The 21,201-nt window shown below is 66.1% G+C and carries 17 protein-coding genes; 12 read left to right on the forward strand and 5 right to left on the reverse strand.

Annotation, left to right across the window (positions count from 1 at the left end; genetic code table 11):
- Positions 1 to 169: 169 nt before the first annotated feature.
- Together nudC and P5705_RS21510 are read right to left on the reverse strand one after the other, a co-directional pair.
- Entirely contained in the window at positions 170 to 1,000 is an 831-nt protein-coding gene (gene nudC, locus P5705_RS21505) for an NAD(+) diphosphatase (protein WP_277462889.1), read from the reverse strand.
- Positions 1,001 to 1,034: 34 nt separating this feature from the next.
- Positions 1,035 to 1,847 (reverse strand): crotonase/enoyl-CoA hydratase family protein, encoded by an 813-nt coding sequence (locus tag P5705_RS21510; protein WP_277462890.1) that lies wholly within the window; start codon positions 1,845 to 1,847, stop codon positions 1,035 to 1,037.
- A gap of 151 nt (positions 1,848 to 1,998) precedes the next feature.
- On the opposite strand from P5705_RS21510, the gene nhaB reads away from it, so the two are divergent.
- From nhaB to P5705_RS21535, 5 genes are all read left to right on the forward strand, one after another.
- Positions 1,999 to 3,501 (forward strand): sodium/proton antiporter NhaB, encoded by a 1,503-nt coding sequence (gene nhaB / locus P5705_RS21515; RefSeq protein ID WP_277462891.1) that lies wholly within the window; start codon positions 1,999 to 2,001, stop codon positions 3,499 to 3,501.
- 93 nt (positions 3,502 to 3,594) lie between these two features.
- Complete coding sequence (locus P5705_RS21520) at positions 3,595 to 4,215, forward strand: hypothetical protein (protein WP_277462893.1); 621 nt, start codon at positions 3,595 to 3,597, stop codon at positions 4,213 to 4,215.
- A gap of 239 nt (positions 4,216 to 4,454) precedes the next feature.
- Positions 4,455 to 5,069 carry a dihydrofolate reductase family protein gene (locus tag P5705_RS21525; protein WP_277462894.1) on the forward strand — a complete coding sequence of 205 codons (615 nt, stop codon included), beginning with the start codon at positions 4,455 to 4,457 and terminating at the stop codon, positions 5,067 to 5,069.
- A 47-nt stretch (positions 5,070 to 5,116) separates the two neighbouring features.
- On the forward strand, positions 5,117 to 5,608 hold the full coding sequence (locus P5705_RS21530; RefSeq protein ID WP_277462895.1) for a GNAT family N-acetyltransferase: 492 nt from the start codon (positions 5,117 to 5,119) through the stop codon (positions 5,606 to 5,608).
- Positions 5,609 to 5,661: 53 nt separating this feature from the next.
- Positions 5,662 to 6,363 (forward strand): YoaK family protein, encoded by a 702-nt coding sequence (locus P5705_RS21535; protein ID WP_277462896.1) that lies wholly within the window; start codon positions 5,662 to 5,664, stop codon positions 6,361 to 6,363.
- A 157-nt stretch (positions 6,364 to 6,520) separates the two neighbouring features.
- Here P5705_RS21535 and P5705_RS21540 read toward each other — a convergent pair whose 3' ends face one another.
- The 3 genes from P5705_RS21540 to P5705_RS21550 form a co-directional block, all read right to left on the reverse strand.
- Positions 6,521 to 10,771, reverse strand: a complete 4,251-nt coding sequence (locus tag P5705_RS21540) for a hemagglutinin repeat-containing protein (RefSeq protein WP_277462897.1) — start codon at positions 10,769 to 10,771, stop codon at positions 6,521 to 6,523.
- Between the two features lie 45 nt (positions 10,772 to 10,816).
- The gene (locus P5705_RS21545; protein ID WP_277462898.1) at positions 10,817 to 12,538 is read right to left on the reverse strand and encodes a ShlB/FhaC/HecB family hemolysin secretion/activation protein; all 1,722 of its coding nucleotides are present in this window, start codon (positions 12,536 to 12,538) and stop codon (positions 10,817 to 10,819) included.
- A 378-nt stretch (positions 12,539 to 12,916) separates the two neighbouring features.
- A complete protein-coding gene (locus P5705_RS21550; protein WP_240063358.1) occupies positions 12,917 to 13,558 on the reverse strand; it encodes a LysE family translocator in 642 nt (213 codons plus the stop codon).
- 99 nt (positions 13,559 to 13,657) lie between these two features.
- Between P5705_RS21550 and P5705_RS21555 the strand changes: the two genes are divergently transcribed.
- From P5705_RS21555 to P5705_RS21585, 7 genes are all read left to right on the forward strand, one after another.
- On the forward strand, positions 13,658 to 14,305 hold the full coding sequence (locus tag P5705_RS21555; protein WP_277462899.1) for a DUF3885 domain-containing protein: 648 nt from the start codon (positions 13,658 to 13,660) through the stop codon (positions 14,303 to 14,305).
- A gap of 273 nt (positions 14,306 to 14,578) precedes the next feature.
- Positions 14,579 to 15,061, forward strand: a complete 483-nt coding sequence (locus P5705_RS21560) for a GNAT family N-acetyltransferase (protein WP_277462900.1) — start codon at positions 14,579 to 14,581, stop codon at positions 15,059 to 15,061.
- A 240-nt stretch (positions 15,062 to 15,301) separates the two neighbouring features.
- Complete coding sequence (locus tag P5705_RS21565) at positions 15,302 to 15,757, forward strand: (2Fe-2S)-binding protein (RefSeq protein ID WP_277462901.1); 456 nt, start codon at positions 15,302 to 15,304, stop codon at positions 15,755 to 15,757.
- A complete protein-coding gene (locus tag P5705_RS21570; protein ID WP_277462902.1) occupies positions 15,757 to 18,003 on the forward strand; it encodes a xanthine dehydrogenase family protein molybdopterin-binding subunit in 2,247 nt (748 codons plus the stop codon). The genes P5705_RS21565 and P5705_RS21570 overlap by 1 nt, the downstream gene beginning before the upstream one ends.
- An 18-nt stretch (positions 18,004 to 18,021) precedes the next feature.
- Positions 18,022 to 19,356 (forward strand): c-type cytochrome, encoded by a 1,335-nt coding sequence (locus tag P5705_RS21575; protein ID WP_277462903.1) that lies wholly within the window; start codon positions 18,022 to 18,024, stop codon positions 19,354 to 19,356.
- A 22-nt stretch (positions 19,357 to 19,378) separates the two neighbouring features.
- The gene (locus tag P5705_RS21580; protein WP_277462904.1) at positions 19,379 to 20,395 is read left to right on the forward strand and encodes an XdhC family protein; all 1,017 of its coding nucleotides are present in this window, start codon (positions 19,379 to 19,381) and stop codon (positions 20,393 to 20,395) included.
- Between the two features lie 175 nt (positions 20,396 to 20,570).
- Positions 20,571 to 21,149 (forward strand): hypothetical protein, encoded by a 579-nt coding sequence (locus P5705_RS21585; RefSeq protein ID WP_277462905.1) that lies wholly within the window; start codon positions 20,571 to 20,573, stop codon positions 21,147 to 21,149.
- Positions 21,150 to 21,201 lie beyond the last annotated feature (52 nt).

The raw sequence follows: 21,201 nt of genomic DNA on the forward strand, positions 1-21,201 counted from the left end.
ACAGTGTGGGCGAGTCCATACATAGGAGCGGCTTTAGCCGCGAAAGGGCTGCGTAGCGGCCCCAGGATTTCAAGGTTGAGCAACCATCGCCGGGGCCGCTTTGCGGCCCTTTCGCGGCTCAAGGCCGCTCCTACAGGAATCGCGTGAGGCTTGGTCCGACCCACAGGCATCAGGCCGGCAGTACAGGCTCCGCCAACCCCAGGCGCCGCGCTACGTACAGGTCGATCAGGTAGCGGGCAATGGAGCGGCCGGCCGGCAGCGGTGGCAGGTCGTGGACGTTGAACCATTGGGCGTCCTCGATCTCGTCAGGCTGCATGACGATCTCCCCACCCGCGTACTCGGCATGGAAGCCCAGCATCATCGAGTGCGGGAACGGCCAGCATTGGCTGCCCACGTACTGGATGTTCTTCACCTCGATCGCCACTTCTTCACGCACCTCGCGCACCAGGCAGTCTTCGGCGGATTCGCCCGGCTCGGCGAAGCCGGCCAGGGTGCTGTACACGCCAGTGACGAAGCGTGGCGAGCGGGCCAGCAGCACCTCGTCGCCACGGGTGATCAACACGATCATGCTGGGTGAAATGCGCGGGTAGCTGCGCAGCTCGCACGGTTGGCAGTACATCGCCCGCTCCCAGCGGATCTGCGTCATGGGCTGCCCGCAGCTACCGCAGAAACGGTGCTCACGGGCCCAGGTGCCGATCTGCGCGGCGTAACCCAGCACCTTGTAGGTGTCGAAGTCACCTTCGAGCATGAACCGGCGCAGCCCTTGCCAGTTGCAACCCTGGACCTCGCTGGCGGCGCGCAACTCCAGCAGGAACACCGGCTGGCCGTCGAAATGGCCGATGCCGTGCTCGCACAGCACATCCAGCTCCTGGCGCTTGAGCCAGTCGCGGGGAAACAGCGCGCCATTGGCATCCACCAGGAACCCCTCCGGGCTGCGGGCGACGGCCCAGCCCCCGGTGGTCTGCGGGTCGAGTACTGCGGTTGTCCAGCGTGCTGACATGGTTCAGGGCCCCTTGAAGACGCCCGCCGCGAGGTCAGTCGGCGAACGTCGGTTGCTGTTTGCTCATGTGGGCGGCCACGGCCACGCGCAAGTCTTCGGACTGCAGCATGGCGGCGTTCCAGGTGGCGATGTACTCCAGGCCATCGTCGATGCGATGGTCACGCATGTAGCTGAGCATCTCCTTGGTGCCGGCCACCGCGACCGGTGATTTTGCGGCAATTTCGCGGGCAATGGCAAAGACCCCGTCGAGCAGCGCCGCCTGGTCATCGTAGACACGGTTGACCAGGCCGATGCGCAGCGCCTCGTCGGCATCGACGTTGCGCCCGGTGTAGGCCAGTTCGCGCAGAATGCCGTCGCCGATGATACGCGGCAGACGTTGCAAAGTGCCGACATCGGCGGCCATGCCCATGTCGATCTCCTTGATCGAGAACTGCGCGTCGCTGGCGCAGTAGCGCATGTCGCAGGCCGAGACCAGGTCGATGGCGCCACCGATGCAGTAGCCCTGGATCGCCGCCAGCACCGGCTTGCGGCAATTGTCCACGGCATTGAACGAGCTTTGCAGGCGCAGGATGGTGCGGCGCAGCAGGCGGGCGTTGCGGCCGACGTCCTTGCCCATCTGGCCGGCCAGCGAGGCCAGCATCATCAGGTCGATGCCCGAGGAGAAATGCTTGCCCGCACCGCTGATGACCACCGCGCGCACTGCGTCGGTGTCGTCGATCCACTGGAAGATGTCGACGATCTCCTCCCAGAACGCGGCATTCATCGCGTTGATTTTTTCCGGGCGGTTGATTTGCACGTGGGCGATGTTGTCGGTCAGTTCGACCTTGAACGCGGTGTAATCGGTCACGGACGGCACTCCTGTGGGGAAAGGGTTCACAGTGCAGGATCTTAGCGCAGCGGCAAGGCCGTGCATGTGCCAAAAGCTGGACTGGATGCCTTGCGCCGCGCGGCTTGATGGGGCACCGTGCGCGACTGCTGAATCAAAAGGATACAAATTCATGTCCCGTTCCCTGACCGGCGCCCTCGCCCACAGCTTCCTGGGCCAGTCGCCGCGTTGGTACAAGGCCGTCATCGCCCTGTTCCTGGTCCTCAACCCATTACTGCTGGCGACCCTAGGCCCGGTGGTCACCGGCTGGGTGCTGGTGATCCAGTTCATCTTCACCCTGGGGATGGCGCTCAAGTGCTACCCGCTGATGCCCGGCGGCCTGCTGCTGGTCGAGGCGCTGCTGCTGCGCATGACCACGCCCGAGGCGCTGTACGAGGAATTGCAGCACAACTTCCCGGTGATCCTGCTGCTGATGTTCATGGTCGCCGGCATTCACTTCATGAAGGAGCTGCTGCTGTTCCTGTTCTCGCGGATCCTGCTGGGGGTGCGCTCCAAGGCTGTGCTCAGCCTGCTGTTCTGCGTGCTGTCGGCGTTCCTCTCGGCGTTCCTCGACGCCCTTACCGTGACCGCGGTGATCATCAGCGCGGCGGTGGGGTTCTACGCCGTCTATCACCGCGTCGCCTCCGGCACCAATCCGCGCGAGGAGTCGGCGCTGGACAGCGACCACCAGGTCGAGCAGTTGCACCGCGAAGACCTTGACCAGTTCCGTGCCTTCCTGCGCAGCCTGCTGATGCATGGTGCGGTCGGTACCGCCCTGGGCGGCGTGTGCACCTTGGTGGGCGAGCCGCAGAACCTGCTGATCGGCCATGAGATGGGCTGGCACTTCGCTGACTTCTTCAGCAAGGTCGCGCCGGTCTCCATGCCCGTGCTGGCGGCAGGCCTGGTGACCTGCGTGCTGCTGGAGAAACTGCGGCTGTTCGGCTACGGCACGCTGATGCCCGAGCGCGTGCGCCAGGTACTGGCCGCCTACGCCGCCGAGGACGACGCCGCACGCACCCAGGCGCAACGTATCGCCCTGGTGGTGCAAGGCCTGGCCGCGCTGATCCTGATCGTCTGCCTGGGCCTGCACATCGCCGAGGTGGGGTTGATCGGCCTGCTGGTGATCGTGCTGATCACCGCCTTCACCGGCATCACCGACGAGCATCGCCTGGGCCGCGCGTTCCAGGACGCCATGCCGTTCACCGCGCTGCTGGTGGTGTTCTTCGCCGTGGTTGCGGTGATCCACCAGCAGCAGCTGTTCAGCCCGCTGATCGCCTGGGTGCTGGCCCTGCCCAGCGAGCAGCAGCCGGGGATGCTGTACCTGGCCAACGGCCTGCTGTCGGCGATCAGCGACAACGTGTTCGTCGCCACCATCTACATCACCGAGGTCAAGCAGGCCTTCCTCAATGGCGCGATGAGCCGCGAGCACTTCGAGACCCTGGCGGTGGCGATCAACACCGGCACCAACCTGCCCAGCGTGGCCACCCCGAACGGGCAGGCCGCGTTCCTGTTCCTGCTCACTTCGGCAATCGCGCCGCTGATTCGCCTGTCTTACGGGCGCATGGTGTGGATGGCCCTGCCCTACACCGTGGTCATGGGTGGGTTGGGCTGGTGGGCGGTGACCTACTGGCTGTAAAGTGCGAAAGTGCGCGCCTTTCGAAAGTCCTCGGGCAGGGGTGTCACGCGCCCCTGCCCACTGGGATGAGGCAAGCAATGGAGCAGTCGAAGCATGATTCTGGTGGTCGAAGGGATCAGCGCCTGTGGCAAGACCACCTGGTGCACGCAGCACGGTGGGCAGCAGGTCGTTGCTGAAAATGGGCGTTTCGCCAACGTGCCGGAGCGCGCGACAGACCCGGTCGGCACTGCGGCCTTCTGGGCGGAGCGCAACGTGGACCGCTGGCAAGCGGCGCTGGCGATGGAAAGCACCGCGACATGGGCCGTGTGCGACAGCGATCCGCTCAAGCTGCACTACATCTGGAGCCTGTGGCAGATCGGCGAGGCAAGCGAGCGTGACTGGCGCCTGGAACTTGCCGCCACCCGGGAGACGATCGTGCAAGGGCGCATCGGTTTCGCCGACCGTTACCTTGTCGGCCGTATCGACCCTCGACTGGCACGAGAACGGGCCCAGGCAGACAGCACCCGCCGACGTAGCGGCTTCGAGCTGCATGTGCGCCTGCAACCCGCGCTGATGACGTGGTACTCGGCCCTGGAAAAAGTGCTGCCCGGGCGTGTTCACTTTGACTTCCCCACGCAACCTCCAGCCATGGAAAACCTCTCAGCGCGCTATTCGGTCGCCGCCTTCGACCAGATGATCGCATCGCTGCCAGGCCGCCCCTCCCTCCAGCCTTGAGCACAAGGCTCGCCGACAACAACCATACCCTGTAGGAGCGGCCTTGCGCCGCGAAAGGGCCGCAACGCGGCCCCAGGATCTCAGTGGCGCCTGCGAGATTGCAGGGGCTGCTGTGCAGCCCGTTCGCGGCACAAGGCCGCTCCTACACAGCCGTCCATATCCGGCTATCTTTCAGTGCTCCTGTCGATTTCAGCTAGCTGCGTTCGACTAACCCTCAAACAACCGAGGAGGTCCACCCCATGCGCAAGCTCATCGTTGCCGCCTTCATCACCCTCGACGGCGTCATGCAGGCCCCCGGTGGGCCAGAGGAAGACACCAGCGGCGGCTTCACCTACGGCGGCTGGATCCCGCCCTACGCCGACGAAGTCTTCGGCCAGGCCATGCAGGCGCTGTTCAGCGAACCCTTCGAATTGCTACTGGGGCGGCGCACCTACGACATCTTTGCCGGTTACTGGCCACACCAGGGGCAAGATTCGGCGGATAGCCCGCTCGCCGACCTGTTCAACAGCGTCCCCAAGCATGTCGCCACCCACCACCCCGAATCGATCGCATGGCACAACAGCCATGCCTTGGGCCAGGATGTGACCGCAGCGGTCGGCAGGCTCAAGCAGCAAGACGGCGCTCAGCTGCTGACCCAGGGCAGTGGCGAACTGGTCCGCCAGTTGCTGGCCGCAGGCCTGGTGGATGAGCTGCGCCTGCTGATCCACCCATTGCTGCTCGGGCGCGGCAAGCGCCTGTTCGGCGACGATGCACAGGCGGCGGCATTCACCTTGAGGGAATCGGCTGTCTCACCCAGCGGTGTACTGATCGCCCACTATGTGCGCAGTGGCGACGTACGCACCGGCAGTTTTTGAACAATGACTTCACACGACCAAGCCAAATCATGATCCGGATCCGTCCCATGGGCAGTGCCGACTGGCCCATTTATCGCGACTTGCGCCTCAAGGCCCTGCTCGACACGCCTGATGCATTCGGCAGCACCTACGCATCGGAATCATTGCGTAGCGATCAGGCATGGCAAGCACGAGTCGAATCCGCCCTCACCTCTGGCAGGGATCGTCTATTGATCGCGTTGCTCGACCGCGTGCCGTGTGGGCTCGTATGGTGTCGGTTGTCCGCTACCGAACCTGTCACGGCCGACCTCTATCAGATGTGGGTTGCCCCCGAGGCCCGTGGGCAAGGTGCCGGCCGCGCGCTGCTGCGGGTGGCGCTGGACTGGAGCAGGGATCACCAGGTGCACGAGGTGCGCCTGGGCGTGACAGTGGCTGACAGTCCGGCCATGGGCTTGTATCGGGCGAATGGGTTCTACCCTTCCGGTGCGCCGGAGCCCTTGCGCGAGGACAGCGAACTGCAGGTTCAAGGCATGTGCCTGACGCTTTGTCCAAGCGCATGACGCCAGGTATATGATCGGGGTCCCGCCCCGTCCTGTACCGGAGATACGTCGCCATGCTGCCCACCGCCTCCTCCCTGCACAGCGCCCGTCGGGTCAGGTTGCAAGCACTGCGCGGGCGGGTCGGCCTTGGGCTGGTGGCCGGGCTGTCGGTGTTGGCGGGCATGACCGACGCGATCGGCCTGCTGGCGTTGGGGGACTTCGTCTCGTTCATGAGCGGCAACACCACCCGCCTGGCCGTGGCGATCAGCCAGGCGGACTTTGCCCTGATGCTGCGCCTGGCCCTGGCGATCCTCAGCTTCGTGCTGGGTAACGTCATGGGTGTGCTGCTGGCCCGGAAATTCCGGCGACGGGCCTCGCCGTTGCTGTTGCTGGTCGCCGCGCTGCTTGCCTTCGCCGCCGCCTGGCCCGGGGCCTCGACCTTTGCGGCGCTGGTCACGACGATTCTCGCCATGGGCATGCTCAATGCCGTGGTCGAACAGGTGAATGGCCTGCCCATCGGCCTGACCTACGTGACCGGGGCGCTTTCGCGGTTCGGGCGCGGGCTCGGGCGCTGGCTGTTGGGCGAACGTCGGCATGGCTGGCGTGTGCAGTTGGTGCCGTGGAGCGGCATGCTGCTGGGTGCGGCGATGGGCGCCTGGCTGGAGCAGCGGCTCGGGTTGCGGGCGTTGGCGGCCAGCTGTGCCCTGGCCTGCCTGTTGGCCCTGGTGACGCGGTTCATCCCCAGGGCCTGGCAATTGGGCTACATGCCCCGTTGATCGGCCAGGCCCTGTAAAAACGGGTTTACCCGCGAATACGCCGGTGAGCCCACCTTCGCATTCGCGGGTAAACCCGCTCCTACAGGGACCGCACCGGCCCCAAGCTCAGCGCCCCAGCGCAGGAGCCGGGCATGCCGGCGCCCGCGGTGGGTGTCGATCAGCCCTTGGTGGTCAGGCCGTCAACATGGCCTTCGACCGTGACAGGGCCGACCTTCAGCTTGCCGTTGTCCAGCGAAACACTCGGCACACCACCCTCAGGCAGCTTGGGCAGGTCCAGCGTGGCCTTGACCTCATAGCCCAGCGGCTTCACCTGGGCACCGATCAGCGTCCCGGCCTGCTCGACACCCTGGCCTTCCAGCGCCAGGTTGCGCTCACTGGCAATGTGCGACGCCTCCTTGGTCGCGGCCTTGCGCGTGAACTCGCCCTGGGCGTTGAACGACGGCGTGTAGTCGAAGCCGGCCTTCTCCTGGCCTTCCTTGTCCTGGCCCTCCTTCGCCTTGCCCGGCTTGCCGGCCAGGCCAGCGCCCAGGTCAAGACGAACCGACGTGGTGGTGTCCTGCCGGTCCTGGACCGTCAGCCCACCCGCCAGTTTGCCGCCGACCTGCTGGCCATCGACCCGCGCGCCGCTGAGCTGCGCCGCGCCGGCACTGTTCAGCGTCACTTCGCCAGCGGTGATGTGGCTGTTCTGCTGAGTGGCGCCTTGCAGGTAGTCGACGTGCACCTTGCCACCCAGGTCGAAATCCTTCGACGTGGTGACCTGTTGCCCGGCATCCGCTGGCGTGTTGCGGCTCAGGTTGCTGCCGGCCTTCAGGTCGACGCCCCAGTTGCCGCGGCTTTGGCTGGACTGCGCCGACTCCAGCACCAGGCCACCCTCGCCTGCCCCGACGTTGACGCCCGCCGCGCCGACCTGCGTGCCCTGCAGGTGCACCGACTGGCCTTCCAGGCCCACGGTGCCACGGCTATCGAGCTGGCCACCGGTCAGGGTCTGCGAGCGTTCGTTGGTCTGCCCCACATTGAAGTTGCCACCCAGCTTGCCACTCAGGTCACGGCCTTGCTCACCGGTAGCTGCCTTGCCGCCGAGGTTGAGGCCGCCACCCAGGTGGCTGCCGGTGACGGTACGGGTGTCGCTGGCCGCTTGCAGGTCGAGCGCGCCACCGGCCTTGGCCTCGACCGGGCCGCCCGCGTCGATGCGCGTACCTTGCTGTACCTGGTCACCACCGCTAACCAACTGCACCGAGCCACTGCCCTTGACGCTTGCCACCTGGGCCTTGCTGTCAACGATGTGCTCACCGGCATGGTCGAGTTGGAACCCGGCCCCCAGGTCGATCTTGTCGCCCACTGGCAAGGTGCCCACGGTCAGCGAACCGCTGCCACCGAGGCTGCCGGTGTCGCGACGCTCATGGTTGTTGGCCTGGTCCAAGGCCAGCTTGCCACCGGTGGTGACGGCCACGGCGCCCTGGCCACCGTCGAAGCGGCTGCCTTCGAAGCGGGCATCGCCACCGACCTGGATGTTCAGGCCCTGGCTGCCGGTGTAGCTGCCCACCACGGCAGTGGACTTGGCTTCGGCCAGGGACTTGCTCCCCCCTGAACCGTTGGCGGTCACGTTCAGGTCCTCGCCGGTCTTGGTGTAGACCCGGGCGGACACATCGGCGGTCACCTGCTGCTCGGTGCGGTTGTGGGTATTGCTGGCCGCCTCGGCCTGCAGCGAACCCGCCTTGACGCTCAGCACACCGCCGTTGGCGGTGTACTGGGTGCCCTGGTCCTTCAATGCGCCGGCCACGTTCAGCTCGACGCCCTGGCCATTGAACTGGCCGACCACCGCGGTGCCGGTCTGTTCGCTGCGCTGCTCGCTGGCGTGCCCGACGGCCAGGTCGACGCCCAGGTTCGGCGTGCCCAGCTTGCCCAGGGCGTCGGTCAGCGAGGTCTTGCCGTCCAGTACATCCTTGACATCCTTGAGCGGCAGCTTGCCGTCGAGCGCATCCTTGACCGTGACCTTGCCATCGACCACATCCTTGACCACGCCGGCGATCGGCCGGGCGATGTCCTTGTACTCGACGTTGACCCCGACATCCGCCGACCAGTCGCTCTTCTGGTGGCTGCTGCTGGTGGTATCGCTGGCCGCGCGGTTGTCCACCTGGTTGGCGGTGACGCTCAATTGGCCGGCGCTGTTCACCTGTGCCCCTTCGCTGGCCAGGGTGTCGGCCTTGATCGTCAGCTTGCCAGCGCTGTCCACGCCGGTGGTCTTCGCGGTCGTCGTGCTCGCGGCGTCCTGCTGCGTGCCATGGGCGAATTCGACCCCGGCGCCCGCGCGGTCGAGGCCGGCGGTAAGGTAGATGCCCCCTGAAGTGCGGCTGCTGTCGCTGGATTCACTGTGGCGATCCTGCTCGGCCAGCAAGGACACCTGCTTGCCGGACAGGGTGGTATCGCCGGAAGTGGACTTCACCGTCGCGCCCTTGAGCGCCAGCTCGCCACCGGCATTGACCTGCACCTCGCTGCCGCTGAGGCTCGAGCCCTGCTGCTTGACGTCGGTGCGGGTCGCCCCCTGCTGCTCGCTGGCATATCCCACGCCCGCACGGTACTGACCGGAGCCAGGCGCCGTCTCCTTGGCAGAGGCCACGAAACCTCGATTGCTGCTGGCGCTGTTCTGTTCACGGGTGTCCTGGGCCGAGGTGACCTTCACATCGCCCGCCGCCTCGGCGTTCAGCGTACCGCTGGCCTTGACCGTCGAGCCGACCACATCGATGCCTTCAGTGCTGTTCAGGCCGACGTTGCCACCGGCCACCAGCTCGCTGCGCACCGAGGTGCTTTCCCGGGTGTTCTGCTTGGCTTCGTTGTGGCTGACGCCGAAGAACTTGCTCTGCTGGTTCTGGCTGTCGCGCTGGTCGGTGCGCGAGGCGTTGTTGATCTGCACCTGCTTGCCAGCGATGCGGATGTCCTTGCCGCTGGTCAGCTGTGCGCCCTCGGCCAGCACCGCCGCCTTGGCGCGCAGTTCGATGTCGCCGCCCTTGAGCTGGCTGGTGACGCTGCGCTGCTCTTCGCTGCGGGTATCCCAGTCGGCTTTCCAGAAGCCCTTGGTGTGCTTGCCCTGGTCAGTCTGCACGTGGCGCTCGGTGGCTGCGGTCACGCGCAGGTCGGCGCCGCTGGTCACGCTCAGGTGGCCCGGCGCCTCGACGGTGGCGGCATTGAGCTGCGTATCCTGCCCCGATTTCAGCTGGGCATCGCGCCGGGCCACGACCTGGGTGCCGTGCTCGCGGGTGTCGCTGTCGGTCTGGGTGCGCTGGTAGGTTTCCCAGTCGATGCCCAGCGCGCCGCTGCGCCAGTTCTCGCGCTTTTCCTGGAGCTTGCGGCTTTGCACGGTGTTCAGGGTAAGGTTGCGCCCGGCGTCGAGGCCGACGTCGCGCGCGCTGACATCGGCGGCGGCCAGGGTCAGGTCCTGGCCGCTGCGCAGCCCGACATCGCCTTGGCTGCTGTGGATACCGGCGCGGGTCGCCTCCAGCTTGTCGGCCACGGCCGCGCCGCTGATGTTCAGGTCGCCGGCCGAATCGATGCGCACGCCGTCACGCCCTTCGACCTGCACCGCGCCAACCCGCACGCCCGCGCCCTGCGCGGTGCTGACAATGTTGATGCGCCCCGCCTGCATCGCGCCGAACAGGCTGGCGTCGATGCGTTGCTCGGTGGTGTTGGCGCTTGGGTCGACGTGGGTGACCTGCCCGCTGGCGTAATCCACCTGCTGGCGACCCGCGGTCAGGTTGAGCTGGTCACGCGCATCCAGGCGCCCCTGGCTGTCGATGCGCGGGGCGATCAGGTTGACCGAGCCACCATCGTTGCGCAGCCCGCCACCCTGCACCTGCAGTTGGCCGCTGGCGTCCTGGGTGCCCAGGCTCTTCAGCTTGCCCTCGCTCAGCTCGGGGCGGCCGACCACCAGGCTGGCATTGGGCGTGTTGATGAAACTGGCGCCGTTGACCGAGATGCCATTGGGGTTGGCCAGCACGTAGTCGGCGGCACGGCCGAAGATTTCCTGGGCGCCGTTGATCGCCGACGGGTTGCGGCTGACCACTTCGTTGAGGATCACGCTCGCCGCCTGGCCCTGGAACTGCGGGTTGGCCGCCAGCTGGCCGGCAAGCTGGGAATTGCCGGCCTGCAAGGCGTTGTTCAGCACCAGGCCCTGGCGGTCGACGTTGTAGTCGAGGAACTGGTTATGCGACAGCCCCGCGCCATTGGGCGCGACGATATTGACGATGGGCACGCCACCCTGGGTCTGCAATTGCGCCGCGCCACCAGGGCCGGGCGCCACGACCACGCCCTCGGCCAGTGCCTGCGGCAGGCTGGCGGCGAGGAACAGGCTGGCAATCGCCCAGCGCAGTTTGCCCTGCGGCGAAAGGTGGAAGGCAAAGGTGTTCTTTGGCATAGGTCACTCTCCATGTAGGTGCTGCAATTCACTGCGCGATCGCGGTCAGATCTGCAGGCCGGCCCGGAACAGCCAGACTTCGGGTTCGTGGCGCAGGCCACTGGGCGTGGTCAGGCCACGCTGGTAGTCGACATCGATCTGCAGGGCCTTGTAGCCCAGGCTCAGGCCGACACTGGCACCGCTCAGGCGTTGGCTCGAGGCGCCGTGATCGGCCTTGATCCAGCCATGGTCGAGGCCAATGCGCGGGGTGATCGCAAAGGGCCCGTCATGGCGCAGGGGCAGGCGCAAGGTGTTGCGCCAGATCGCCCCGTTGGCACCGGACACGCTGTTGACCCGATAGCCGCGCACGGCGGAATCGTCGGTACCAAGCAACTGCTCGATGGCCGGCAGCGGGTCGGGGCTGTATTGCACGTTGAGTTGGCTCTGCCATTGCCAGGCCTGCCCGCCGAGCTGGCCGTTGCGCCACTGGCCAAGGCTGGCGCGGTACTTGTGGAACTGCGCCTTGGGCAGGTCACCGTTCAGGCGCCGACCATCGTCGTCGGCGCCGAGCCAGCGCAGGCCCTGGGCATAGTTGAAGTCGAGGTTCCACACCGCGCGGTCGAGCCAGAACAGGTTGAGCCCGGCCTCGGCCACTGTCAGGGTCGGGCTCTGCACATCCAGCCGCACCTTGGCGAACTCCGTGTCGACCTCCTTGTGCGCCAGCTGCAGGTTGGCGCTCAACTGGTGTTGCTGGTCGCGCCACAGCACCCGCTCGCTGCGCAGGCTGAGCTGGTCGGTGATGCCGGTGCTGTGCAGGGTGACGCTGCTGAGCTTGAACGGCGAGCGGTACTCGGCATGGCTGGCGAACAGGCTGAAGGTCCAGTAGCCGTAAGGGATGGCGTAGTAGAGGCTGGCATTGCGGCTGTAGCGGTCGCCCTGGTTGAGGGTGTCGCTGGCGCTGAGGCTGAGCAGGTCGTTGAGCGCCAGCGGGTTGTCCAGGCTCAGGCTGAGCACCTGGCGATCACGCCCGGTGCCGGCGCTGCCCAGGTTGTCCAGGCCCAGCCCCACGGCCACCCGCGGCTGCCCGGCGCTGCGCGAGCGCAAAACGATCCGCGAGGCGCCGGGCTGGCTGCCCGGGGCGATATCCGCGGTCAGGTCGACCGACCGCAGGCGGTTGAGCTGGTCAAGGCCCTGCTCCAGGTCGCGCAGGTTCAACGGCTCGCCCAGCATGCCGGGGAAGGCGCCGGCCAGGGACACCGGCAGGCGTTGATCGGCCAGTTCGATGGCCTCCAGGTAACCTTCGTCGACCAGGATATCCAGCGAATGCCCTGCGGCGGGAGCGCTGCTCAGGTAAGGCCGGCTTGCGATATAGCCCTTCTCGACATACAGCGCGGTGAGGGTTGCCAGCAGGTGATTGATCTGGCCCACGCCCATGCAAGGGGTGACCAGGGGCTCGATGCGGGCGTTGAGCGTGGCGCGGTCGATCAGCGTGACGCCACCGACGCGCACGCCCGCCAGGGGCCAGCACTGTGCATCCGGGGTCACGGCCTGGGGCGTCTGCGGTGTCGTCGGCGAGGGACCAAACGCGCCGCGTTGCAATTGCCGACGGCGTTGCTCCAACTGCAACTGTTGCAGGTCGGTCTGCTGCTGTTGCTGTTGGCGCAGCACTTCCTGCCCCGAGGCGACTGTTTCGGCGTGCGCAAGACCGGCACACAGGCACAGCCACATGGCAGGCAACAACCGGCTGGGCGTGACGGAACGGCGGGACATGGCAGGCAGGTACAACATACAACACCCATTCGGACAGAACTGCACAACTAACGCATTCAGGCCGTCGGGTTCTTTAACTTTCCGGCGTGCCTACTTCAGGTTATCGGCCCTCGTCTTGAAACTTGAGAAAGTTCGGAAAATTGGCGTCATTAGTTCGGCGATTAGTTGCACATCATTTTGATAGCAACCTACGCAAACCCATCTGCCTCGCAGGTTCCATAAAACACGAAACGAGGATTGTCGAACAATCAGACGAAAGCAGAATGCCCGCTTTCAAATAGACACGAATCACCGGGCAACAACTTTAGAGCGGGATTCGAAGAGGGACGGTCATCAAGACCATTACGCGGGGAAGTTGCAGTACGGGGCGCCAGGCGCCCCGTCATGAATATTCGCTCAGGCCGTCTGCCGACGCATCGCCAGGATCGCCGCGCCAAACCCGATGAAGGTCGAGCCCACCACCCGGCTCACCCAACGCGACAGCGACGGGCGGGTCAACACGCCCTTGGCCCGTGCGGCGAGCGCGGCGTACAAGCTCAGGGAGGTCAGCGACAGCAGGATGAAGATCCCGGTGAGGATCAGGAACTGCGGCAACAATGCCGCGCCCTGGTCGATGAACTGCGGGAACAGCGCGGTGAAGAACATCGTCGCCTTGGGGTTGGTGACCGCGGTCAGGAACGCCGACTTGTACAGTTTCAACGGCGTCGGCCGGCGCTTGCCCGCGCCCTCCTCCATGCCCTCGACCAGCATCGGGCTCTTCTTCAACAGCTGCCGCGCACCGAGGTAGAACAGGTAGCCGGCACCGATGACCTTGACCGCGTTGAACAGCATTTCCGAACTGGCCAGCAACGCCCCCAGCCCGAGCATCGCTGCCGCCGACAGGCAGAACAGCCCGGTGGCGTTGCCCAGCGACGACCACACCGCGCTGCGTTGACCATGGGCCAGGCTGTTGTTGATCGCCATGAGCGTGGCGGGGCCTGGGCTGGCGATGGCGATCGCGGCGACCAGGGTGAAGGCGAGAAGCGAGTGAGTGTCCATGTTCAGGCTCGTGCAAGGCTACGGAACCCGCATCATACAGCGGCTTCGCGGCAACGGATGCGCTGGCGTATCATCCCGTTGCTTCAGGGAGTGAGACCTGTGACTGTCGAGGGACATGTGAATCTGCAAGGCGAAATCGAACGCATCTTCGGGCGTGACTGCTTTACCCGCCCGGTCTACTACAACTACCCGGGCGGCCTGCGCTTCGAGCTGTCCGAGTCGGGTGGCGTGATCGAGCAGTTCATTACCGCGCTGCGCAAGGCCATGGAAGTCTGCAGCGATGTGTTTCGCGATGAACAGGCACTGGTGGTCTGCCTGCGTGGCCACAGCAAAGTCATCACCGAGACATCCCGCCAGGTGCTGCGTGCGCTGGGTGACGCCGGTATCACCGTTGCCCGGGAACGTTCGTTGTGGCGCGACCCGATCGCGCCGGATGACGGGTGGGACGAACATACGCCGGAGTACTGGGTCACCCTGGCCTTCGAAGTGCCGACCAGCCACTTGCAGGCCTTGCTGTGGTGCGCGCTGGCCAGCGACTTCCCGATCACGCCCAACCCTTCCTGCCTGCTGTACCTGTTCAACCTGCCCCAGCAGTTGATGGTCTGGCCTTATGACGACCGGGGTATGGATGTGGTCGGGCCCAACCATGCCCGGCTTGAGCAGCTGTACCACCAGTACAACCGCTACCTGCTGGACCATGATCGCCAAACAATGGATGCCGTGTTCGCGGGCCCAGGTTTGTCATAGCAATACGCGTGGGGCTTGCCCGCAATACGGTAGAAGACTCACTGCTGCATTCACGGCCCCCAAGCCCTGCGCGATCCTTGTGGGAGCGGCCTTGTGTCGCGAAAGGGCCGCAAAGCGGCCCAAGCGATCATTGCACCGACACTGAAAGCCTGGGGTCGCTACGCAGCCCTTTCGCGACACAAGGCCGCTCCCACACGGTCAAACATAAACTGCTAGAAACCACCAGAACGATAGCTGGCTGCCCGTCACCGAAAACAACAAAAGGAACTGCCCATGCCCCGCCTGGATTGGCTCGAACACCACATGGCCCATTGCGACACCTTGGCGCAATGGCTGCATCAACAGTTCCACTACGAGTTCCAGGATTTCCCCCTGCCAGCCTGGCAACGCGAGTTCGCCGAAGGGCAGCGCAATGGCCAGTGGAAGTGCCTGGTGGCATTGGACGGCGACCGGTTGCTGGGCAGTGCCGCACTGGCCGTCGACGACCTGCCCGAACGACCGGAGCTCGGGCCCTGGCTGGCTTGCGTGTTCGTCAGCCCGCAGGCACGTGGCCAGGGCCTCGCCGAACGGTTGATCGAAGGGATCTGCAATCATGCCCGTGACGGCGGCATCTCGACGCTGTACTTGCATACCCATGACCAGCACGCCTATTACGCGAAGCGTGGATGGCGCCTGATGGAGCGGTTCGAGGCATGGGGCGAGGCGCAATGGCTCATGTCTCGTGACCTTGCCGCCAATGCCCCTGACATGCCATGACCCTGCGCGAGCCACTGCCCTGGGCTGACTGTACAGGCCCTTTCGCCGGCAAGGCCGGCTCCTACAGGTATGGCGCGGCCCCGTGGGCTGCGCTTGCGTATTCCGCCGAATTGCTTGCCTGATCCTCTCGACCTGCGGGGTGTATCGGTTCCGCAACGTTTCCCCTGTGCTAGCGTTTCCAGATTGGGGAACAACGTATTCCCCTGCCGCGAAACCAACCGATGATCAGCAGGTGAGCCCATGGAACTACGCATCAACCAGCAGACCTACCAGGTCGAGGCCGACGCCGACACGCCCTTGCTCTGGGTGATCCGCGACGACCTGGGCCTGACCGGCACCAAGTACGGCTGCGGCCTGGCCCAGTGCGGCGCCTGCTCGGTGCTGGTGGACGGCAACGTGGTGCGCGCCTGCGTCACCCCGGTGGCCGGCGTGGTCGGCCGCGAGGTCACCACCATCGAGGCCATCGAGCAGGACGCGGTCGGCAAGCGCGTGGTCGCCGCCTGGGTCGAGCACCAGGTGGCCCAATGCGGCTACTGCCAGTCCGGCCAGGTGATGGCGGCCACCGCGCTGCTCAAGCACACCCCCAAACCGAGCGATGCGCAGATCGACGCGGCCATGGTCAACCTGTGCCGCTGCGGCGCCTACAACGCCATCCATGCCGCCGTGCACGACCTGGCCCAAGGGGAGAACGCCTGATGAACGCGCGTATCGATTCCCCCGATGACCTGTTGCGCCTGCGCAACGGCGAAACCGTCAACCTGTCGCGCCGGCGCTTCCTCGCCAGCACTGCCATTGGCGCGCTGGTGCTGGGCTTCGGGCTGCCACTGGGCTCGCCACGGGTCCAGGCCGCCGCGGCCACCACCGAACGCGGCACCCAGGTGCCGGCCTTCCTGGAAATCCGCCCGGACGGCAGCGTGCACCTGCTCAGCCCGTTCATGGAAGGTGGGCAAGGCGTCAATACCGCCATGGCGCAGATCATCGGCGAGGAACTGGATGCCGACCCCGCGACCTTCGTGGTCGACAGCGCGCCGCCGGGTGAAGCCTACGTGGTGATGGAAAACGGTTGGCGCATCACTGGCGGCAGCATGTCGGTGCGCATGAGCTACCCGACCATGCGCCGCCTGGGGGCCCTGGCCCGGGCCATGCTGCTGCAGGCCGGCGCCGCGCAATTGGGGGTGCCGGTCAGCGAACTGACCACGAAGCCCGGCAAGGTAGTGCACACGGCCTCGGGTCGTGAATTGGGCTATGGCGAACTGGCCGGCAAGGCCATGGACCTGCCGGTGCCGGACCCGGCCAGCGTCACGCTGCGCGACCCTGGCCAGTTCCGCTGGATCGGCAAGCCGGTGCAGCGCCTCGACGCCCACGACAAGTCCACCGGCAAGGCAATCTACAGCATTGATATCAAGGTCGACGGCATGCTTCACGCCGCCGTGCAGCACGCGCCACGCCTGGGCATGACCGTGGGCGGCCTGCGCAACGAAGAGCAGGTCAAGACCATGAAAGGGGTGCACTCGGTGCATCCGTTACCCGGCGCGGTAGCGGTGGTCGCCGAGCGCTGGTGGCACGCCAAGCGCGCCGTGGAAGCGCTGCAGGTGGACTGGCAAGCGCCTGGCGCCGACAGCCAGGTGCGGCCGATGCCCGCCGACTTCTCCAGCGACGGCTGGCGCGATCACCTGGCCGCCCAGACCGGGCCGAGCCGCGACGAGGAGAACCATGGCGATGTCGCCACCGCCCTGGCCGGCGCCAAGACCACGGTCGAGGCCACCTACCACAACCAGTTCCTCAACCATGCGCAGCTGGAACCGCCCTCCGCCACCGCCCGTTTCAACCCCGACGGCACGCTGGAAGTGTGGCTGCCCAACCAGGCGCAGGACATGTTCCGCGACGACATCGCCAAGCGCACCGGCCTGGACCCGGCACGGATAACCCTGCACTCGCCATTGCTCGGTGGCTTCTTCGGCCGGCACTTCCTGTACGACTCGGCCAACCCCTACCCGCAGGCCATCGCCCTGGCCAAGGCCGTGGGCCGACCAGTGAAACTGATCTGGAGCCGTGAAGAGGAGTTCCTGCGCGACGCCATGCGCCCCATGGCCGTGGTCAAGTTCCGCGCCGGACTGGACGACAAGGGCCTGCCGGTGGCCATCGAGGCAATCAGCGCGACAGAAGGCCCAACCGAGGCCATCGCCGGCAAGCAGGGCGACAAGGTCGACCCCACCGCCCTGGAAGGGCTGTCGGGCAAGGCCTACGCCATCGCCAACAAACGCATCGCGCAGATCTACGTCAAAGGCCCGGCCATGCTGGGTTACTGGCGCTCGGTGGGCAATTCGCTGAACGACTTCTTCTACGAATCATTCCTTGACGAACTGGCTGACAAAGGCGGCCACGACCCCTTCGAACTGCGCCTGCACCTGCTGCGCGACAATCCGCGCCTGACCACGCTGCTGCAGGCGGTGGGCGAGCTGTCCGGTGGCTGGAAGCGCGGCCCGTTCACCGCCGAGGACGGCAGCAAGCGCGCCCGTGGCGTGGCCATGGCCTCGCCGTTCGGTTCTGAAGCAGCGGTGATCGCCGAAGTCTCGCTGGAGGGTGGCCAGGTCAAGGTGCACGACATCTGGCAGGCCATCGACCCGGGCAGCATCGTCAACCCGGCGATCATCGAGGCGCAGGTCAACGGCGCGGTATCCCTGGGGCTGTCCCAGGTGCTGCTGGAAGAATCGGTGTGGCTGAACGGCATGCCACGGGCACGCAACTATGACCTGTACCCGGTGCTGCCACCATCGCGCATGGCCCGGGTGCATGTGCGCATTGTCGAAAGCGGCGCGAAGATGGGCGGCATCGGTGAACCGCCGCTGCCGGCCGTGGCGCCCGCGGTGGCCAACGCCGTGGCGCAACTTACCGGCCAGCGCGTGCGCAGCATGCCCCTGAGCCGCCACACGTTCAGCTGACACGACAAGGACTGCCCAATGAGCAATAGCCGATTCGCCAGAGCCGCCGGCTGGCTGGCCCTGCCGTGCCTGGTCGCGGCCGGCCTGCTGGCCTGGTACGTTACCCGCGAGCCCGCCTCGCCGTTCAGCCCTGAGGAAAGCGCCGATGCGGCACTGATCAGCCGTGGCGAATACGTCGCCCGCCTCAGCGACTGCGTGGCCTGCCACAGCCTGCCCGGCAAGGCACCGTTTGCCGGCGGGCTGGAGATGGCCACGCCGCTGGGGGCGATCCATGCCACCAACATCACCCCCGACCAAGAGCACGGTATCGGCGGCTATAGCCTGGCCGACTTCGACCGCGCCGTGCGCCATGGCGTCGCGCCGGGTGGGCGACGCCTGTACCCGGCCATGCCCTACCCGTCCTACGTCAAGCTCGGCGACGATGATCTGCGGGCGCTCTATGCGTTCTTCATGAAAGGCGTGCAACCGGCTGCCGAAGCCAATATCCCCAGCGACATTCCCTGGCCGCTGAACCTGCGCTGGCCCATCGCCCTGTGGAACGGCCTGTTCGCGCCGACCACGCCCTATGCACAGAAAACCGAACAGGATCCACTGTGGAATCGCGGCGCCTATATCGTCCAGGGGCCGGGCCACTGTGGCAGTTGCCATACCCCGCGTGGCCTGGCCTTCAACGAGAAGGCCCTGGACGAAGCAGGCACCCCCTTCCTGGCCGGCGCCCTGCTCGATGGCTGGTACGCGCCCAGCTTGCGCCAGGACCACAACACCGGCCTGGGCCGCTGGAGCGAAGCGCAGATCGTGCAGTTCCTCAAGACCGGGCGTAATCAGCACGCGGTGGTGTACGGCTCGATGACCGAGGCGTTCAACAACTCCACGCAGTTCATGACCGATGATGACCTGGCCGCGATCGCCCGCTACCTCAAGTCGCTGCCCGGCGACCCGCAACGTGACGGCGCACCGTGGCAGTACCAAGCGGTATCTGCGGGCCTCGAGGCGCCTGGGGCACATATCTACGCGACCCGCTGCGCCAGCTGCCATGGCCTGGATGGCAAGGGCCAGGCCGAGTGGATGCCGCCGCTGGCGGGCGCCACCTCGATGCTGGCGAAGGAGAACGCCTCGGCGATCAACATCACCCTCAATGGCTCCCAGCGCATTGTCGCGGCCGGCGTGCCGGACGCCTATCGCATGCCGGCGTTCCGCGAGCAGTTGTCGGACCAGGAAATCGCCGCTGTGCTGAGTTTTGCCCGCGCCACCTGGGGCAACCAGGGGGGCGCGGTGGACACTCAGGCGGTCGGCAAGCTGCGCGGCCATACCGATCCGGCCAGCAGCAGCCCGATCATCCTGCACATGCGCTGACCTGCAGACAAACGAGGACACCATGGAAAGCATCGACCTGATGGTCCTGCGCACCACCCACGACTGGCTCCAGGCCGGCCACCGCGTACTGCTGGCCACCGTCGCCCGCACCTGGGGCTCCTCCCCTCGCCCGGTCGGTTCGATGATGGCCCTGCGCAACGACGGCCGGGCGGTCGGCAGCGTATCCGGCGGTTGCATCGAGGATGACCTGATCCACCGCTACACCACCGCCTATGGCGGTAGCGGACTGCCGGAAGGACCGCCCGAGGTGATCCGCTACGGCGTCAGCGCCGATGAGGCCCACCGCTTTGGGCTGCCCTGTGGCGGCACGCTGGAGCTGGTCCTTGAATTCAGCCCTGCGGCGGCCCCGTTGCAGCAGTTGCTCGATCAACTCGACAACGGCCACCTGATGCGTCGGCGCCTGGCATTGGCCGATGGTACGACCAGCCTCGAAACCACCGCCACACCGGAACAGTTCAGCTTCGATGGCCAGCATCTGATCAATACCCTCGGCCCCGGCTACCGCATGCTGCTGATCGGTGCCGGCGCGCTGGCCGAGTACCTGGCGACGATGGCGCTGTTCAATGGTTTCAAGGTGGCCGTGTGCGACCCGCGGCCGGAACACATGGCCACCTGGTCGGTCGCGGGCGTGGAGTACCTCAAAGGCATGCCGGACGACGTGGTACGTGACTTCAGGGCCGACCTGCGCACTTGCATCATCGCTGTCAGCCACGACCCGAAACTCGACGACCTGGCCCTGCTCGAGGCCTTGCACAGCCCAGCCTTCTACATCGGAGCCATCGGCTCGCGGCGCAACAGCCAACTGCGCCGCGAGCGGCTGATCGAGCATTTCGGCGAAAGCGAGGCCTCGCTCGAACGCCTGCACGGCCCCATCGGCATCTATATCGGCAGCAAGACCCCGGCGGAAATCGCGGTCAGCGTGATGGCCGAAGTGCTTGCGGCGAAGAACGCCGTCCGCTTGCCCGGCGCGATCAACGTGTCCCGGGCAAAGGGCGGGCTTGAAGGCATGCACTTGTAGGAGCCAGCCTTGCTGGCGAAGAAGTCGACGCTTATCCGAGATCCACGCCGGCCCTGTTCGCCAGCAAGGCTGGCTCCTACACAAGAATTTGGGCCGTTGCTCCCGTTCTGCCTGCCAGTGGCTATGCTTCACCTCGCAAAAACCCACCGGTATCGACCACAAGGAAGACAGGCCCATGAAATCCACCCGCTCCCTCACTCGTGCCATCGCGCTCGCTTCACTGGTGTCCGCCGCCAGCTTCACCGCCCAGGCCGCTGAACTGCCCATCGCCAGCGAAGCGCTGGAAAGCCACGTCACCACCCAGGTGACCGCCATCGACCTGGCCAACCGCCAGGTGACGGTCAAGGGCCCCCATGAGAAGGACGTGACCTTCCAGCTCACCGAAAAGGCCAAGGCCCTGCCCAACCTCAAGGTCGGCGACCAGGTCGACATCTATGTGACCCGGGCTATCGCCTATGTGCTGGACACCAAGGTGGGAGGCGCGCCGAAGGCCAGTGAGGAGTCCGGCACCATCCGCGCCACCAAGGATAACCCCAACCCCGGTGGCGAGGCGTTCCGCCAGGTGCGGGTCACCTCGAAGATCGAGAAGATCGACCTGAAGACCCACGAAGTCACCCTGCTGCCGCCCGAGGGCAAGGTGCAGGTGGTCAAGGTCGAGAAACCCGAGCTCCAGGCCCGCATGAAGAACCTCAAGGTCGGCCAGACCGTCGACGCCATCTACACGGAAGTACTGCGTGTGGAAACTTCGCGCTAGACCTTCGCCCAGCCCGCGCATCGAAGCCCGTTTCGATGCGCGTGGCCCCTCG

It is taken from the genome of Pseudomonas entomophila (assembly GCF_029478665.1).
GTDB classification, from domain to species: domain Bacteria; phylum Pseudomonadota; class Gammaproteobacteria; order Pseudomonadales; family Pseudomonadaceae; genus Aquipseudomonas; species Aquipseudomonas entomophila_F.

What these genes read in the sequence shown, in the direction of transcription:
- nudC (WP_277462889.1), bottom strand. Translation starts at nt 1,000, where the DNA reads ATGTCAGCACGCTGGACAACCGCAGTACTCGACCCGCAGACCACCGGG.
- nhaB (WP_277462891.1), top strand. Translation starts at nt 1,999, where the DNA reads ATGTCCCGTTCCCTGACCGGCGCCCTCGCCCACAGCTTCCTGGGCCAG.
- P5705_RS21520 (WP_277462893.1), top strand. Translation starts at nt 3,595, where the DNA reads ATGATTCTGGTGGTCGAAGGGATCAGCGCCTGTGGCAAGACCACCTGG.
- P5705_RS21525 (WP_277462894.1), top strand. Translation starts at nt 4,455, where the DNA reads ATGCGCAAGCTCATCGTTGCCGCCTTCATCACCCTCGACGGCGTCATG.
- P5705_RS21530 (WP_277462895.1), top strand. Translation starts at nt 5,117, where the DNA reads ATGGGCAGTGCCGACTGGCCCATTTATCGCGACTTGCGCCTCAAGGCC.
- P5705_RS21535 (WP_277462896.1), top strand. Translation starts at nt 5,662, where the DNA reads ATGCTGCCCACCGCCTCCTCCCTGCACAGCGCCCGTCGGGTCAGGTTG.
- P5705_RS21540 (WP_277462897.1), bottom strand. Translation starts at nt 10,771, where the DNA reads ATGCCAAAGAACACCTTTGCCTTCCACCTTTCGCCGCAGGGCAAACTG.
- P5705_RS21545 (WP_277462898.1), bottom strand. Translation starts at nt 12,538, where the DNA reads ATGTTGTACCTGCCTGCCATGTCCCGCCGTTCCGTCACGCCCAGCCGG.
- P5705_RS21550 (WP_240063358.1), bottom strand. Translation starts at nt 13,558, where the DNA reads ATGGACACTCACTCGCTTCTCGCCTTCACCCTGGTCGCCGCGATCGCC.
- P5705_RS21560 (WP_277462900.1), top strand. Translation starts at nt 14,579, where the DNA reads ATGCCCCGCCTGGATTGGCTCGAACACCACATGGCCCATTGCGACACC.
- P5705_RS21565 (WP_277462901.1), top strand. Translation starts at nt 15,302, where the DNA reads ATGGAACTACGCATCAACCAGCAGACCTACCAGGTCGAGGCCGACGCC.
- P5705_RS21570 (WP_277462902.1), top strand. Translation starts at nt 15,757, where the DNA reads ATGAACGCGCGTATCGATTCCCCCGATGACCTGTTGCGCCTGCGCAAC.
- P5705_RS21575 (WP_277462903.1), top strand. Translation starts at nt 18,022, where the DNA reads ATGAGCAATAGCCGATTCGCCAGAGCCGCCGGCTGGCTGGCCCTGCCG.
- P5705_RS21580 (WP_277462904.1), top strand. Translation starts at nt 19,379, where the DNA reads ATGGAAAGCATCGACCTGATGGTCCTGCGCACCACCCACGACTGGCTC.
- P5705_RS21585 (WP_277462905.1), top strand. Translation starts at nt 20,571, where the DNA reads ATGAAATCCACCCGCTCCCTCACTCGTGCCATCGCGCTCGCTTCACTG.